General features: G+C 44.2%; 13 protein-coding genes. 4 read left to right on the forward strand and 9 right to left on the reverse strand.

Translation table 11 applies throughout. The features are described 5' to 3' along the window. Positions 1-45: 45 nt before the first annotated feature. Positions 46-738, reverse strand: coding sequence for a heptaprenylglyceryl phosphate synthase (pcrB, locus tag C6Y02_RS12660; protein ID WP_106031438.1), 693 nt, complete (start codon positions 736-738; stop codon positions 46-48). 272 nt (positions 739-1,010) lie between these two features. Between pcrB and C6Y02_RS12665 the strand changes: the two genes are divergently transcribed. Continuing rightward, positions 1,011-1,433 carry a DUF2283 domain-containing protein gene (locus C6Y02_RS12665; RefSeq protein ID WP_223256561.1) on the forward strand — a complete coding sequence of 141 codons (423 nt, stop codon included), beginning with the start codon at positions 1,011-1,013 and terminating at the stop codon, positions 1,431-1,433. On the opposite strand, the gene C6Y02_RS12670 is transcribed toward C6Y02_RS12665, so the two are convergent. Then, a complete protein-coding gene (locus tag C6Y02_RS12670) occupies positions 1,414-1,644 on the reverse strand; it encodes a hypothetical protein (RefSeq protein WP_003214314.1) in 231 nt (76 codons plus the stop codon). The genes C6Y02_RS12665 and C6Y02_RS12670 overlap by 20 nt on opposite strands. Positions 1,645-1,783: 139 nt before the next feature. On the opposite strand from C6Y02_RS12670, the gene C6Y02_RS12675 reads away from it, so the two are divergent. After that, the gene (locus tag C6Y02_RS12675; protein WP_066031215.1) at positions 1,784-3,364 is read left to right on the forward strand and encodes an FMN-binding glutamate synthase family protein; all 1,581 of its coding nucleotides are present in this window, start codon (positions 1,784-1,786) and stop codon (positions 3,362-3,364) included. 236 nt (positions 3,365-3,600) lie between these two features. Here the strand turns inward: C6Y02_RS12675 and C6Y02_RS12680 are convergent, their stop codons facing one another. Beyond that, entirely contained in the window at positions 3,601-3,915 is a 315-nt protein-coding gene (locus tag C6Y02_RS12680) for a YerC/YecD family TrpR-related protein (RefSeq protein WP_003214053.1), read from the reverse strand. Between the two features lie 551 nt (positions 3,916-4,466). Further along, on the reverse strand, positions 4,467-6,209 hold the full coding sequence (locus tag C6Y02_RS12685) for an adenine deaminase C-terminal domain-containing protein (protein WP_066031216.1): 1,743 nt from the start codon (positions 6,207-6,209) through the stop codon (positions 4,467-4,469). 124 nt (positions 6,210-6,333) lie between these two features. Here C6Y02_RS12685 and C6Y02_RS12690 point away from each other — a divergent pair, with 124 nt between their 5' ends. Further along, complete coding sequence (locus tag C6Y02_RS12690; RefSeq protein ID WP_106031395.1) at positions 6,334-6,555, forward strand: YgaP family membrane protein; 222 nt, start codon at positions 6,334-6,336, stop codon at positions 6,553-6,555. A 40-nt stretch (positions 6,556-6,595) separates the two neighbouring features. Here C6Y02_RS12690 and C6Y02_RS12695 read toward each other — a convergent pair whose 3' ends face one another. From C6Y02_RS12695 to C6Y02_RS12710, 4 genes are read right to left on the reverse strand one after another with little or no spacing between them, the layout of a single operon-like run. Next, complete coding sequence (locus C6Y02_RS12695; RefSeq protein ID WP_060595693.1) at positions 6,596-7,861, reverse strand: peptidase; 1,266 nt, start codon at positions 7,859-7,861, stop codon at positions 6,596-6,598. A gap of 14 nt (positions 7,862-7,875) precedes the next feature. Further along, positions 7,876-8,541, reverse strand: coding sequence for a 3-oxoacid CoA-transferase subunit B (locus C6Y02_RS12700; RefSeq protein WP_106031396.1), 666 nt, complete (start codon positions 8,539-8,541; stop codon positions 7,876-7,878). Next, positions 8,517-9,203: a CoA transferase subunit A gene (locus C6Y02_RS12705; protein WP_106031397.1), complete on the reverse strand. Its 687-nt coding sequence runs from the start codon at positions 9,201-9,203 to the stop codon at positions 8,517-8,519. Before C6Y02_RS12705 ends, C6Y02_RS12700 begins: the two co-directional genes overlap by 25 nt. Before the next feature lie 12 nt (positions 9,204-9,215). Beyond that, positions 9,216-10,580: an aspartate aminotransferase family protein gene (locus tag C6Y02_RS12710; protein WP_066031219.1), complete on the reverse strand. Its 1,365-nt coding sequence runs from the start codon at positions 10,578-10,580 to the stop codon at positions 9,216-9,218. Positions 10,581-10,771: 191 nt separating this feature from the next. On the opposite strand from C6Y02_RS12710, the gene C6Y02_RS12715 reads away from it, so the two are divergent. Beyond that, a complete protein-coding gene (locus tag C6Y02_RS12715; RefSeq protein ID WP_106031398.1) occupies positions 10,772-12,430 on the forward strand; it encodes a PucR family transcriptional regulator in 1,659 nt (552 codons plus the stop codon). On the opposite strand, the gene ablB is transcribed toward C6Y02_RS12715, so the two are convergent. Further along, on the reverse strand, positions 12,425-13,270 hold the full coding sequence (ablB, locus tag C6Y02_RS12720; RefSeq protein WP_106031399.1) for a putative beta-lysine N-acetyltransferase: 846 nt from the start codon (positions 13,268-13,270) through the stop codon (positions 12,425-12,427). The two genes, C6Y02_RS12715 and ablB, sit on opposite strands and share 6 nt — an antisense overlap. Between the last annotated feature and the right edge of the window lie 17 nt (positions 13,271-13,287).

A 13,287-nucleotide genomic window follows, 5' to 3' on the forward strand; every position in this document is an offset into this window, starting at 1 on the left:
CAATTCGAACTTATGTTCTATTTTAACCCGTTTCGTCTTGTTTGACTATGATGACTTTTTGACTGCGCCCACTGTCTTTAATGCTTCTTTGAAATTGTCATAAATGACGTTTCCTACAACAACCACGTCCGCATGCTGCGCAAAATCTTCTGCCTGCTTTGCGTTTTCAATGCCCCCGCCATAAAAAAGGACCGTTTCATGAAGCACTGCTTTTGTTTCTTTCACAAGCTCTATATCTCCAAGCGTTCCGCTGTATTCTAGATAAAAAATGGGCAGCTTCATCAAATGCTCTGCCACTCTTGCATATGCCCTTACGTCATCGATGTCCAGCGCTGTATTTGCCTCTGTGAGCTTGGCCGCTTTACACTCTTCATTTAAAATAACATAGCCTTCAGGCACGATCTCTTCCATTGACATCAAATCACCGAATTCCTTCATCGCGTCCTTATGAAGCCCAACAATCCAATCAGGATGAGAGCTGTTTAAGACGGTCGGGATGAAATACAGATCGAAGCCCGGCACAATCATCTCATGTGTTGAGATTTCGAGCACACATGGCACAAGAAATCGGCGGACCTTTGACATCAATTGGAGCACATTGTCCTCTGTCACATTGTCACTGCCGCCAATTAATATGGCATCCGTACCAGATTCACAAATCGCCTCCAGCTGTTCATCGGATATTTCTTTATTTGGATCGAGTTTAAAGACATGCTTCCACTCGGTAACATCATACATGAAAAACGTTCCTCCATTCGTTTCATTCCATTTAAATATTATAACAAAATCAGTGACCGCAAAAAATGGGTAACCTCCTTCAGCTAAAAGTTTCATTCTTTTGAAAATGGACGATTTTAACTCTAAATGAGGCTAATGGAGACTATGTGAAAAGATCCACTTCAAGAGGACTGAGGGAGATAAATATATTAATACTGAACTGAAATGCGAGCTGCTTCGTCTCATCACATGATATTATACAATAAAGGAACATTTTACTATCTAATAAGCAGGTGAATGATTTGAAAAGAACCATCACATATGATCAAACGATCGACATCGGATACATTGATCTCATCCCGCCTAGAATCGGGACAATCAAAGAAACCATTGAATTAGACGTAAATGAATGTGTGAATGCAGATATTGATAAAGAGGGCCGAGTGGCTGGTCTGGAGTTATTTGCAGAAGAAGCAGAGGTTCTGAAGCATGCACCCGTTTATGAGGACGAGCTTTCGTTACGTTTTACGGATCAGGAAGTTCTCTCAACCTATCATTTATCGGGCATTGAATTTCAATTCTCGACGCCTGATCACAAAGGGCTGATCGGTTTTACGATTGTCGATCCTCTTCGATATAACATCAAAAGAAAGACAAGAAAAAACCGTTTTGAATGGTCAAAACGGTTTTTCCAAACTATTGTCTCACTTCATTGAAATAATGGACGGATGTCATGGCCCCTTCATCGACCATCTTGTTGTCTTGAATATCTAATGGATCAGGGTGTCCGGCTTTTTCAGGAATCTTTTCATCTGAGCGGAACATGCTTGCCCATTTTTTGAGATGCTGTTTATTTTTTACCGCTAATAACACAGCACCACCAACCCCTAATCCTGCAAGTACATACGCATTTGGACGCTTATTCATGTATGTTCCCTCCCCTTATGATCTTATTTGTAAGTTACCCCGCCTTTTTATTTCTAAACGTCACAATCTGTTGAAGTGGTTTCTCTTTCAATGAAAAGTGGAATAACAACAGCAATGATAGAGAAAAGAGGGGATCTTCGTGACAACAACTTTCATTGTCATTGGCGCACTATTAGTGATTTGTTTCATCTTACCAATCATTTTATTCATCTGGATTTGGATGCGAGATGAAAAACAGGAAGAGCATTCTGTCCTGCGAAATTATCCGGTCATTGGAAAGCTGCGGTTTATTTTTGAAAAAATAGGACCTGAGCTGCGCCAATATCTTTTTCTGAATGATCGGGAGGAGCTTCCTTTCTCAAGAAGAGAATATGAGCAAGCTGTCATGTCTGGGAAGTACAAAAGCCGGACGATGGGCTTTGGATCAAAACGTGATTTTGACAAGCCTGGTTACTACATTCGCAACGTCCTATTTCCAAAGCAGCGAGATGAATTACGCATCGATCAATCTGAAAAAATCCATACAAAAGTGTATCAGATTGATCAAGACAATTTACTGCGAAGAAGTGAACATACCAAAGAGGTCGAAGCAAAACCTTACTATCTCCATCAAGACGATGTACAAGTGATTGGCGAACACACATGTCAAAAGCCTTTCCGTGTAAAAGGCCTGATTGGACAGTCTGCCATGAGCTACGGATCTTTAGGCGACAGGGCCATTACAGCACTATCCTCTGGATTAAAAATGGCTGGCGGTACGTGGATGAACACAGGTGAAGGCGGGCTTTCCCCATATCACCTCAAAGGCGGAGCCGATATCATTTGCCAGATTGGGCCCGGTCTATTTGGCGTGAGAACAGAGGATGGTGCTTTCTCCTTTGAAGAATTTAAGAAAAAAAGTGAGCACGAGGAAGTCAAAGCCTTTGAGCTGAAGCTGGCACAAGGAGCAAAAACACGCGGCGGTCATATTGACGGCGAAAAGGTCACCGAAGAAATTGCGAATATCCGTAAATTGCCGCCCCATCAATCCATTGACAGCCCAAACCGATTTGAGATGTTCCACTCCATTCCTGATATGTTTGATTTCATTGAACAGCTGCGAAGTATAGGCGGAAAGCCTGTTGGCATCAAGCTTGTTGTCGGACATAAAGAAAACATTGAAGAGCTTGCAGCGTATATGAAAAAAAGCGGAAAGCATCCTGATTTCATTACAGTGGATGGCGGAGAAGGCGGCACTGGTGCATCCTTTCATGAATTGGCAGATTCCGCAGGGCTGCCCATTTTCACGGCGCTCCCAATGGTTCATCAAATATTGAAAGAATACGGTGTCAGAGATCAGGTAAAACTCTTTGCTTCCGGCAAACTTCTCTCACCTGATAAAATTGCGATTGCCCTTTCCATGGGTGCTGACTTTGTAAATATCGCACGGGGACTCATGTTTTCAGTCGGATGCATTCGCGCACAAGTGTGCCACACGAATAAATGCCCAGTCGGGGTCGCCACAACGGATCCAAAGCTGCAAAAGGGTTTATCAATTGAAGAAAAGAAATACCGAGTCTGCAATTATATCCTTTCTCTAAGAGAAGGTTTGTTTAACTTATCCGCAGCCGCTGGAATTGAATCTCCCATTCATTTTAATGAAAAACATATTATCTACAGACAAGAAAATGGCCAGACAAGTGAAGTGCCGATGTTTTCAGGGACACAGCCATCTGTCTAGTTTGAGAAAAGGTGCGTTTTCGCACCTTTTTTTCGTTGACATTTTGGCTCAATCGCGTATAAAGAACTTAGACAAATGATAGGAGATGGAGGATGCGTGAGGTTATAGGCGAGCTAAAATAAAAAACAGGACCGCTTGATTCAGCCAGTCCTTGCTTGTCTTTTCAGCGCTCTCCATAAAAAAACTGTAAACAACTCCATTCTTGTTGAAAAGGATTGTTTACAGTGAAAGCTGTTTTATTTAGTTTCGTCATTTGCCTGCTGTTCTGCTACGCGGTCAAGTGCCATCGTATAGGCATCATTTCCGTAGTTCAAGCAGCGTTTGACACGTGAGATGGTTGCAGTGCTCGCACCTGTTTCCGTCTCAATTTTATGATACGTGTTCCCCTCGCGAAGCATACGCGCTACTTCAAGACGCTGTGATAAAGATTGGATTTCATTGATGGTACACAAATCATCAAAGAATCGATAGCATTCTTCCAGGTCTTTAAGGGATAAGATGGAGTTGAATAACTGATCTAAGCTTTTGCCCCTTAATTTATCAATTTGCATCTTTATACATCTTCTCCTTTACTATTGGCACACCGCTTCGCACGACATTCTATGAAGAAAAGCGGTATCTTTCCTGACTAATTTTTTTCAACCTCAGCAATGAGCTTTGAACGAATCATGACAGGTTTGGTTCTACGCTGGAAATGCCGTCAGTTCTTTCGTAAGCCGAAGCTTCTTTATCGTATACAAATTCGACAAGTTCTGTCATTTTCCTTGTACGACAATCTGACAAACTTGTTTGCTTTCGATATCAGAATCACTTCTGCTTGATTAGGTATGCCCTAAAATACAGGTTGTGCGGAAAGCTCGGCGAGACCACAAACATGCGCCCCGCCTCGCTCAATTATTCAAAATATGTTGGTCGGCCAGCGTAACCGACAGATTCATTTTTCAATTAGGGCATTTCACTCGTCATGTCAAAGCCCTCTGCTTCAACAACTCCACATAAGCATTTTCACTTACATGGCAGCGAAGAGATCCATTGCTCACTTCTGCCCTATAACAGCTGTCAGAAATGTGGCAAAGATGATACAGCTCCACTCTGTTATATTTTAACGCATTATAGACGGAAAGAGTACAGTTTTTTTCATGACATCAAATATTCCTCTTGGTGTCACTCGAATATACGGCAAATGTGTACTTTGGAAAAAGACAAGTGTATCAATTGGGCAATCAAATGGATAGCCTCGCTCAATGAGCAGCTCGCGTAATGTTTGTATCTGCTGAAGAACAGTCTCAAACGGTTCAGCCGATGCACAGCCTGATAATTGCAGCGGGATTTCGTGCAAAATTTTCCCGTTCTCTGTGAGGACGATCCCCCCGCCGATTTCTTTCATTCTCTTATGTGCCAGCATCATGTCCTCTTTATTTTTCCCAATCACTAAAATGTCACCCGTGAGCGAAAATGAGCTGACAAAGCCTTGCACTTTGTTTGCGAAACCTTTGAGCATCGTATTCACACGCCACTCGCCTTTTCGGTCAATCAAGCTAAAGAAACTTTGATCATGGTCACAGGACAGCTGGTTCACCGAGTTATCAATTTCCACTGTATAAGGCTCCATGATGACAGCATTTCTCATTTTGACACCTAGCGGCATGGAAAATTGCAAATCACTCATCGTCAGATCATAGCATAAATCTAATGGAACAAGCCCGCCATTTTTCCATTTAGTTTCTTGAAATTGATGCTGGTTCTCGCCATCCAATTTGAGAATAACCCCTTTAGATATCACCGTTTCAGGATTTGGGTTCATCGGATCATCTAAAATATTCAAAGAAGCCAGCCGGCCGGGACCGACAACACCTAATAGGTCATCAATTTGATAGTATTTTGCAATGTTAAATGTCGCCATATTATACGCATCAATGATAGGCACGCCTTCTTCAAGGGCAATTGAAATCAAACGATTAATCATACCTTCCTCATAAAAATGAGGCGCAGCTCCGTCTGTTGTATAGAAAAAGTGATCATAGTGTCTAAAATCACGCTCGTGCAGTTCTCTTAAAATGTTCACTAAATCTGGGCGGATGGAAGAATGACGAAGTGAGACATGGTAGCCAAGGGACAAGCGTTTTAGCACATCGTCCGCATTCATCGCTTCATGATCGCTGTCCGCGCCAAACAGCTTCATTTTTGTTAGCGTTTTCTCGGAAGCTCCGGGGAAATGCCCTTCAATTCGTTTTCTCTGCTTCTTCGTTTCTTGCATGCAATATAAAATGAGATCATCACCGTCCATCAATCTTGGCCAGCTTGTTAATTCGCCGCCTTGAAGGACATCAGGATGATCAATCCATTCCTTGCGATAGTTGATAGGAAGCATCTCATCTTCATATCTGACTTCAGTCTGAAGATCGTATCTAGACCACCAGAAATACTGAAATGGCTGCTGTTTTAATTCACACAGAGTGGAAAGCGCTTTCTTTTCATTGCTCTGCAAAAGAAGAAATAAGTTATCGCTGACCATCGTTGTTGTGCCAAATTGAGACACATATTCTGCAAGTGATTGGGGATTATAAATATGGAACGGATGCGCGTGAGGCTCTATATACCCAGGCACAATGTATTTCCCTTCACAATCAATCACACGTTTAGCTGATTTATTTTGAGGAAGCTCTGCTCCGACATAAACAATTCGATCATCATGTATCCAAATATTTGCCTTCACCCATTGTTTCAAAAATGGGTTTAGCACGAGTCCATTCATTAAAAGGAGTGTTGGAACTATTTTTGAGTCGACTACATCGATTTGTGTGCGGATGTCATTGTTTCTCCAATTAAAAGTACGTTCGGACATTCACATACTCTCCTTCATTTGTATTAGCACTATCGTAACATAACGAACCACGTTACGCATTAATGAAACGTTACAATTTCTTGAAATCACACTTAAAATATTTAAAAAAGGAGATTCACCTTCAATGAAACCTAATCTCGGCTTAATGGAAGCGCTCATTCGAATTGCCTGCGGAATGACAATATGTACTGTGGCTGGTTCTTTATATGCTAGAAAACCATGGAGTAAAATGCTGCTTTTCAGCATCATGTGCGGCGGGGTGAAACTGGCATCTGGCATTCTTCGTTTTTGTCCAGTGACGTATATGTGTGAGCAGCAGGACACACATAAAGAGAAGGCTGAGTGAGACAGCCTTCTTTTTTTGTAATTATTTTCCGCCTCTTTCATCACTCCGCTGCTTCACACCATTCCACCATCGTACCTGCGATAATTTCTGCTGCTTCAATCACATGCTCAATGTCGATAGATTCATTCGGAAAATGGGCAAGCTCCGTTGTTCCAGGTCCAAACACGATGATCGGAATACCTGCCGCCTGTGACAGTAATCCGCCGTCTGTTCCCCAAGGAGCGGCTTCGATCTTTGGCGGCTCCTTCTTGACTGCTTCATATTGTTCCTTCAATAGACATAAAAGTGGATGATCCGTATCGATTGAGCCTGGAAGCCATCTTGCCCCAAACCATTCGACCTCGACAGGATGATCTTTGAACCATTCATCCTTTTCCCCAAGTCCCGTCATCCAATTTTCTAATTCCTTCTCTGCCTGCTCAACCGTCTCACCTGGCATCACTCCAAGTCTGCCCTCCATTGTGACCAGATCTGCTACAGAGGACGGCCAATCACCGCCTTGAATTTTCCCCATGTTGATGGGGATCGGAATTGGGATATGCTGAAATAACGGCTCGGTGATGCGCTGATTTCGTTCTTCTTCAAGTGCCGCTATATGCGTAAGAACGATCATACTCTTTTCAATAGCGGAAACACCGTGATATCTTGTTCCGCCATGAGCTGCCCTTCCTTTAATATACAGTCTGAACCACTTAGATCCCTGCTGAATCGGAAAGATTTTCATATGACTTGGTTCTGGAATGATGGCCGCATCTGCTGTATACCCTCTCAGTATGGCTGCAAGGGTGCCTGCACCGCCGCTTTCTTCTTCGACGACACTATGAAACACAACATCTCCTTTCAGCGGAATCTGAAGCGCATGCAGTGCCTCTAGTGCGAAGAGTAAAGAAACATTTCCGCCTTTCATATCTGTTGCCCCGCGTCCATAAAGTCTCCCGTTTATGATATGCCCGCTGTAGGGCGGATATGTCCATTGTTTCGTATCTCCTGCTGGAACAACATCCACGTGCCCATTTAATAAAATGGATTTGCCGCCGCCTTTCCCCTTCAATCGTCCGGCGACATTGGGACTTCCTTTAAAGGAACGCCTCGGGGAATAGAAATACGGATGTTCCAGCAGGTCTTCTCCGCCAATGTCCCATACATCTACATCAAAACCAATTGCGGAAAGCTTATTTGCTACAATTTGCTGCACATCTTGTTCATTCCCTTGGGTGCTTTCACATTGCACCATTTGCTGAAGAAGCGCAATCGCTTCATCTTGGTGCTCTCTCATCCAGCTTCTGATCCGTGTAATTGGCTGCAAGTCAGTCATCCTTTCTACACAACAGATTTGACATCAGGCGCTAAAATTAATGGGGCCTCTGTCGCCCTTATGACATCTTCCGGCTGAAACGGCGGCATGACTTCACGTAAAATGAGCAGCTGTGATTTGACCTCAATGACTGCCATATCCGTAATAATCAGATCCACACAAGACTTAGCGGTTAAGGGCAGTGTACAGGCAGATTTCACCTTTGACTCACCGTGTTTATCAAGGTGGCTCATCACCACCACAACCTTTTTCGCCTTTTGCGCAAGCTCAATCGCTCCGCCCATCCCCGGTACTCGTTTGCCCGGCACAATCCAATTCGCAAGATCACCCTGACTGCTTACTTCAAGTGCACCTAAAATGGTCATATCCAGCATGCCTTTTCGAATGATGCCAAAAGCTGTCGTGCTGTCCATGTATGAACCGCCTTTTGTTAATGTAATGGGAAAACCGCCTGCATTGCACAAATTCGGATTTTCTTCTCCTTGTGCTGGTGAGGCTCCTGCCCCCATAATGCCGTTTTCTGCATGCAGCCACACCCTGTAATGCGCTGGGATGTATTCAGCTGCAAGTGTCGGGATGCCGATCCCTAGATTGACGATCATACCATCTTCAATTTCCTGCGCCGCGCGTTTGGCTATGCGGTGTCTTAAATCGATGTCTCCCATGCCCATGTCCAGTTCACTCCTTTTGATTGCACGATCTGGTTCACAAATACCCCTGGTGTCACGATTTCTTCTGGATGAAGACTGCCCACAGGCACAATCTCTTCCACTTCCGCAATGGTCCAGTCTCCTGCCATCGCCACAATCGGGTTTGTATTCCGTGCACTTTTATCAAAAATCAGATTTCCTGCTTCGTCTGCTTTGAGGGCATTCACAATGGCAATATCCGCTGTTAGCGCAGGCTCAAGGATATATGTGTTCCCGTTTAGCGGAACGAGCTGCTTCTCATCGAGATTGAGGCTATCCATGCCGACATCTGTCACAATGCCTGCCAAGCCCATCCCGCCTGCTCGAATTTTTTCTGCTAGAATGCCTTGCGGGTAAAAATGAACGTCTAGTGTACCTGCCTGCATTTTCTGTCCGGCTTTTGGATTTGAGCCAATATGAGAAGCAATGATCTTCTTGACTCTTCCTTCTGTGATCAGCCGGCCAACACCTATTTGCGGGAAGCCTGCATCGTTTCCGATCAATGTCAGATCTTTAATATTGGCTTCTAGGATGGCGTCGATCAATGATGGCGGGGACCCTACGCCGCCAAACCCGCCAAACATGATGGTCATGCCGTCCCTAAAATGCGTGATCACTTCATCAACATTCGCTGTTTTGTTCATCATCTTTCCTCCCTACATCGCAGATGGGAAAAACCCTCGGTTGATGACTTCTTGTTCGACCTGCGTGATTGTCTGCTCAAATAATTGAATGAGTTCATCCATCTCCTGCTGCGTGATGGAAAGCGGCGGTGCAATCATGACCGCTGCACCTCCCACTCCATCCTCACCAGCGCTTGCTGGGTAAACGAGCAAGCCATTTTGCTTGGCCGTCTCAACGACTAAATGCGTCATTTGAGCATGGGCAGGAAATGGTGTTTTCGATAAGCGGTCTGCGACAAACTCAATGCCAATGAGCAGTCCCTTTCCTCTCACATCTCCTATGATGAAATGGTTTGTTTGCAAATCCTTTAAAGCATTCATTAAATATCGGCCAGACAGATCCGCTCGTTCAGGAAGCTGATGTTTTTTCATATATCGTATGACGGCTAGTGAGACGGCTGCTGAAAGCGGATTGCCGCTATAGGTGTGACCTGCCATCACAGAACCTGAACCGCTCAGAATCGGTGCGATAACATGATCTGCTGAGACGGCTGCCGCAATCGGTGAATAGCCGGCACTCATGCCTTTGCCGAGAACCATAATATCTGGTACGACGCCCCAATGTTCCATCGCAAACATTTTCCCAGTTCGTCCAAAGCCTGTCATGACTTCGTCTGCAATCATTAAAATATCGTTTTCCTCACAGACACGCTTCATCGCTTCAAAATATCCGTCTGGCGGTACAAGCGCCGCTCCCGATGCTCCAACAATCGGCTCTGCAATAAAAGCGGCAATCCTCTCTTTTCCTATACGCTGAATGACGGTTTTAAATTCCTGGACATACCATTCGACCTGCTTGACCTCTTCCTTTGGCAGCCATGAACGATAGCTATATGGCGGAGACAGCACCGGGTGCTTTTCGAGCAATGGTTCAAAGCGCTCTCTCCTTGCAATATGTCCTGACATCGACAGCGCACCGAGTGTGATGCCGTGATAACTCATCCATCTTGAGATAATGTGATTTTTCTCAGCCTTCCCCTGCTCCTGCCAATGCTGAATAGCAATTTTCATAGCAGTTTCCGTTGCCTCTGATCCGCTTCCGACAAAAAAAGACCAGTTCAGGTTACCTGGGCAAAGCGTACTCAATTCATAGGCAAGTTCTTCTGCTGGTTCATTTGTGAATTGCGATCTGTACGTAAAGCTCACTTTTTCCGCTTGCTCTGTCATGGCATCAATGATCTCACGTATGCCATGTCCAATACTTGCCGTGACAGCCCCCGAAGAGCCGTCTAAATATTTTTTCCCGTCCCGATCATATAAATAAATCCCCTCTCCTTTCACAGCCACAGGATAATGCTGATTCAACATCGGTTTGATTAAGTAATCCCGGGTCTCCACTTTGCCATTCCTCCCTCTCTTGTCAGCAGCTGCATCTTTCTTTTTTCATGAATCGCAAGAAAATTTTGTATACTTGTTATAAGATTAGCTTAATCAAGAGGGCAGTCATCCTCCATTCGCCACATGCCCGAATTTCACACGCATTTTTTATACATCGTGTATAAGAGTGTTCAAAAGGAGGTCATGAGTCTATGGCGATTCTCGTCAAAGATGCACTCTCGCTCGATATCATGAAGGGAACAAAGCTACTTGCTGGAGAAAATGGACTGGACCGCCTCATACAGTGGGTGACCATCGTGGAAATTATCGAGGACACCTCGAGGCTTTCCGAAGGGGAATTACTCGTCACAACAGGCTTTGGACTTGCAGACAATCAAGAAAGACGCGCCCGGCTTGAGGAATTGATTCAATCTCACAGGCTTTCAGCCATTGCCATTTATAAAGGCGTATACTTAACGGAAATTCCAACATCACTCATTCAAGCGGCGAAAAATAGCGGCATTCCGCTCATCGAAATTCCGCCGCACATCAATTTCTCGGACATTACAAAAGCCGTCTTAGAACAAATCGTGAGCAGTCAGCTTCATCAGCTTAAATATTCATCGGCGATTCATCAAAGACTGACCCAATTAAATGTAAGGAATAAAAATGTGACGCAAATTACAGAGGAACTGGCACATCTCACTGCAGCGAATATTGTCGTTCTCGATGTCTTTTTACATCAAACAGCGGCTCATCTCATCAAAGATGAAGTGACGTACTCTCCTGCTTTTGGCTTTCTGACAGATCATGAACCAATTGAAACCATGCCCCTTCTCAAGCAGGCAGAGGAAAAAGGGCGGCTCGTCTATGACACGTGCGGAGCATTTGTCCTCGCCGCATGTCCGGTGATTGCGATGGGGGATATTTTCGGGTTTATTGTGTCTTTAAAGAAAAAGGAAGCGTGGCATCATCTAGATGCGATTGCCATCGAGCATGCCGGGGCAGTGTATGCGATTGAATGGCTGAAGCAAAAGGCCATTCAAGATACAGAAAACCAAATGCAGGGACATTTGTTAGATGATATTTTGCAGCAGCAATATACAGAAGAAAGCTACGTGGTCGAACAAGCAACAAAGCTGCAATATGATATGAGCGATGAGCAGGTGGTCATCTACTTTCAATTTCAGCATCAGCACACACAGCTCGATCATCAAATGATGCAGCGCCTCTCTCAATTACTCACGTCGATATTTGAACGCAGACATATTCCCTTTTTACTAAAGGCAAGGCTCGATTCCATTTTTGTCCTGACACCCGCAGGAAAAAAAGCGTTTCAAGAAGCGGAGTGGTATCGCGCAGCAGAGGAGTGCCGGAGCACTTGGTCGTATTTTTTTCCCGTCCATCCGATTGTCATTGGCATCGGGAGAGCCTATGACCAGATCAGTCTCTTTGCAAAAAGCGCGAAGGAAGCGCAGTATGCAGCAAGGCTTCTTCCGCTTTTAAAAACAGACGAAAGCATCATTCATTATCAAAAACTCGGCTTATATGGCATGCTTCTTGAAATGAATGAAGCAGGTATGAATTTGCATGATTTTTACGTGGAGCTGTTAAGTCCTTTGCTTTATACGAAAAAACAAGGGGCTGACCTGATCCATACACTCGAAGTGTATTTGGCACACAATGAAAATATTCAAAAATCTGCGGGAGAATTGTTTATTCATAGACATACATTAAGCTACCGGCTGAAACAAATTGAAACAAGAACAGGCTGCAGCCTCAAATCCACTGATGATCGGATGAAGCTGCAGCTCAGTATCATGGCGTACCGTCTATCTGGTCTGCTAGATCAGATGAGAACCATTTCATGATTCATTCGGCGTTTTGACCCATAGATTCATATCTTCAATTTTGTCAAAAATATAGCAGTTGTTTTGGAAGCGCCCGGTATACGTATACCCGAGCTGATAAAACACTTGATTCATCCCATAGGACAGTGCACGTGCAAGAGAATAAAAGACATAGATATGCATCGACTGGAGTTCTTTTTCAAGTGCTAGAATCAAATGATGCATGAATCCTAGTTTTCTGTATGATGGAAGGGTCGCACAATCTGTTAATTCCGCATGGCCATATAACGCATTGATTTCAGCGGATGCTGCACTCACAATGTGTCCGTCATGTTCAACAACATAAAAGACAGTCCCTTCCGCCATTACCTTTTGGATATAATCTGGCTCGTTCATTGGCGTAGGATACGTTTCAAAGACCGTATCATAGAGCTTTGCCAGCTTGTGAATATCCTTCGGATCGGCTTTCCTCATCACATACTCATCCTGCCACGTGCCTTGGTCTTTTTTCATCTCCTTCGCTTGAATGGATGCGACGATCTTATCTTCCTCCAGCCAATACGAACTGTTCATTCGATCCTCAGTGAGAAAAAGCGACATGCCGTACGCATCACTTCCGAGGAAATAATGAGAAAACACCCCTTCAAGCCGAAAGCCTTTTTCTAAAAAAAGAGGTACATGCTCACGTCTTACTTTCACAATGACCTTAGAAACCTTGCAGTCTGAGGCCTCCTGAAGAACTGATTGAATGACATCTCGCACCCTGCCGCTATAATCATCTAAACGGATTCGCTCATTAAATGAATCAATACAGATCAAGGCAGAAAAACGCTCGTTTGCAAGTTTCTTCAATTGCACCATATACTCATTCCTCTCTT

It is taken from the genome of Bacillus sp. NMCC4, from assembly GCF_002998555.1.
Classification (GTDB): domain Bacteria; phylum Bacillota; class Bacilli; order Bacillales; family Bacillaceae; genus Bacillus.

Bases quoted from the DNA above. Each gene is read 5' to 3' on its own strand.
- C6Y02_RS12670 (WP_003214314.1), bottom strand. From the start codon at position 1,644: ATGAATAAGCGTCCAAATGCGTATGTACTTGCAGGATTAGGGGTTGGT.
- C6Y02_RS12685 (WP_066031216.1), bottom strand. From the start codon at position 6,209: ATGTCCGAACGTACTTTTAATTGGAGAAACAATGACATCCGCACACAA.
- ablB (WP_106031399.1), bottom strand. From the start codon at position 13,270: ATGGTGCAATTGAAGAAACTTGCAAACGAGCGTTTTTCTGCCTTGATC.
- pcrB (WP_106031438.1), bottom strand. From the start codon at position 738: ATGTATGATGTTACCGAGTGGAAGCATGTCTTTAAACTCGATCCAAAT.
- C6Y02_RS12715 (WP_106031398.1), top strand. From the start codon at position 10,772: ATGGCGATTCTCGTCAAAGATGCACTCTCGCTCGATATCATGAAGGGA.
- C6Y02_RS12690 (WP_106031395.1), top strand. From the start codon at position 6,334: ATGAAACCTAATCTCGGCTTAATGGAAGCGCTCATTCGAATTGCCTGC.
- C6Y02_RS12705 (WP_106031397.1), bottom strand. From the start codon at position 9,203: ATGAACAAAACAGCGAATGTTGATGAAGTGATCACGCATTTTAGGGAC.
- C6Y02_RS12680 (WP_003214053.1), bottom strand. From the start codon at position 3,915: ATGCAAATTGATAAATTAAGGGGCAAAAGCTTAGATCAGTTATTCAAC.
- C6Y02_RS12700 (WP_106031396.1), bottom strand. From the start codon at position 8,541: ATGGGCATGGGAGACATCGATTTAAGACACCGCATAGCCAAACGCGCG.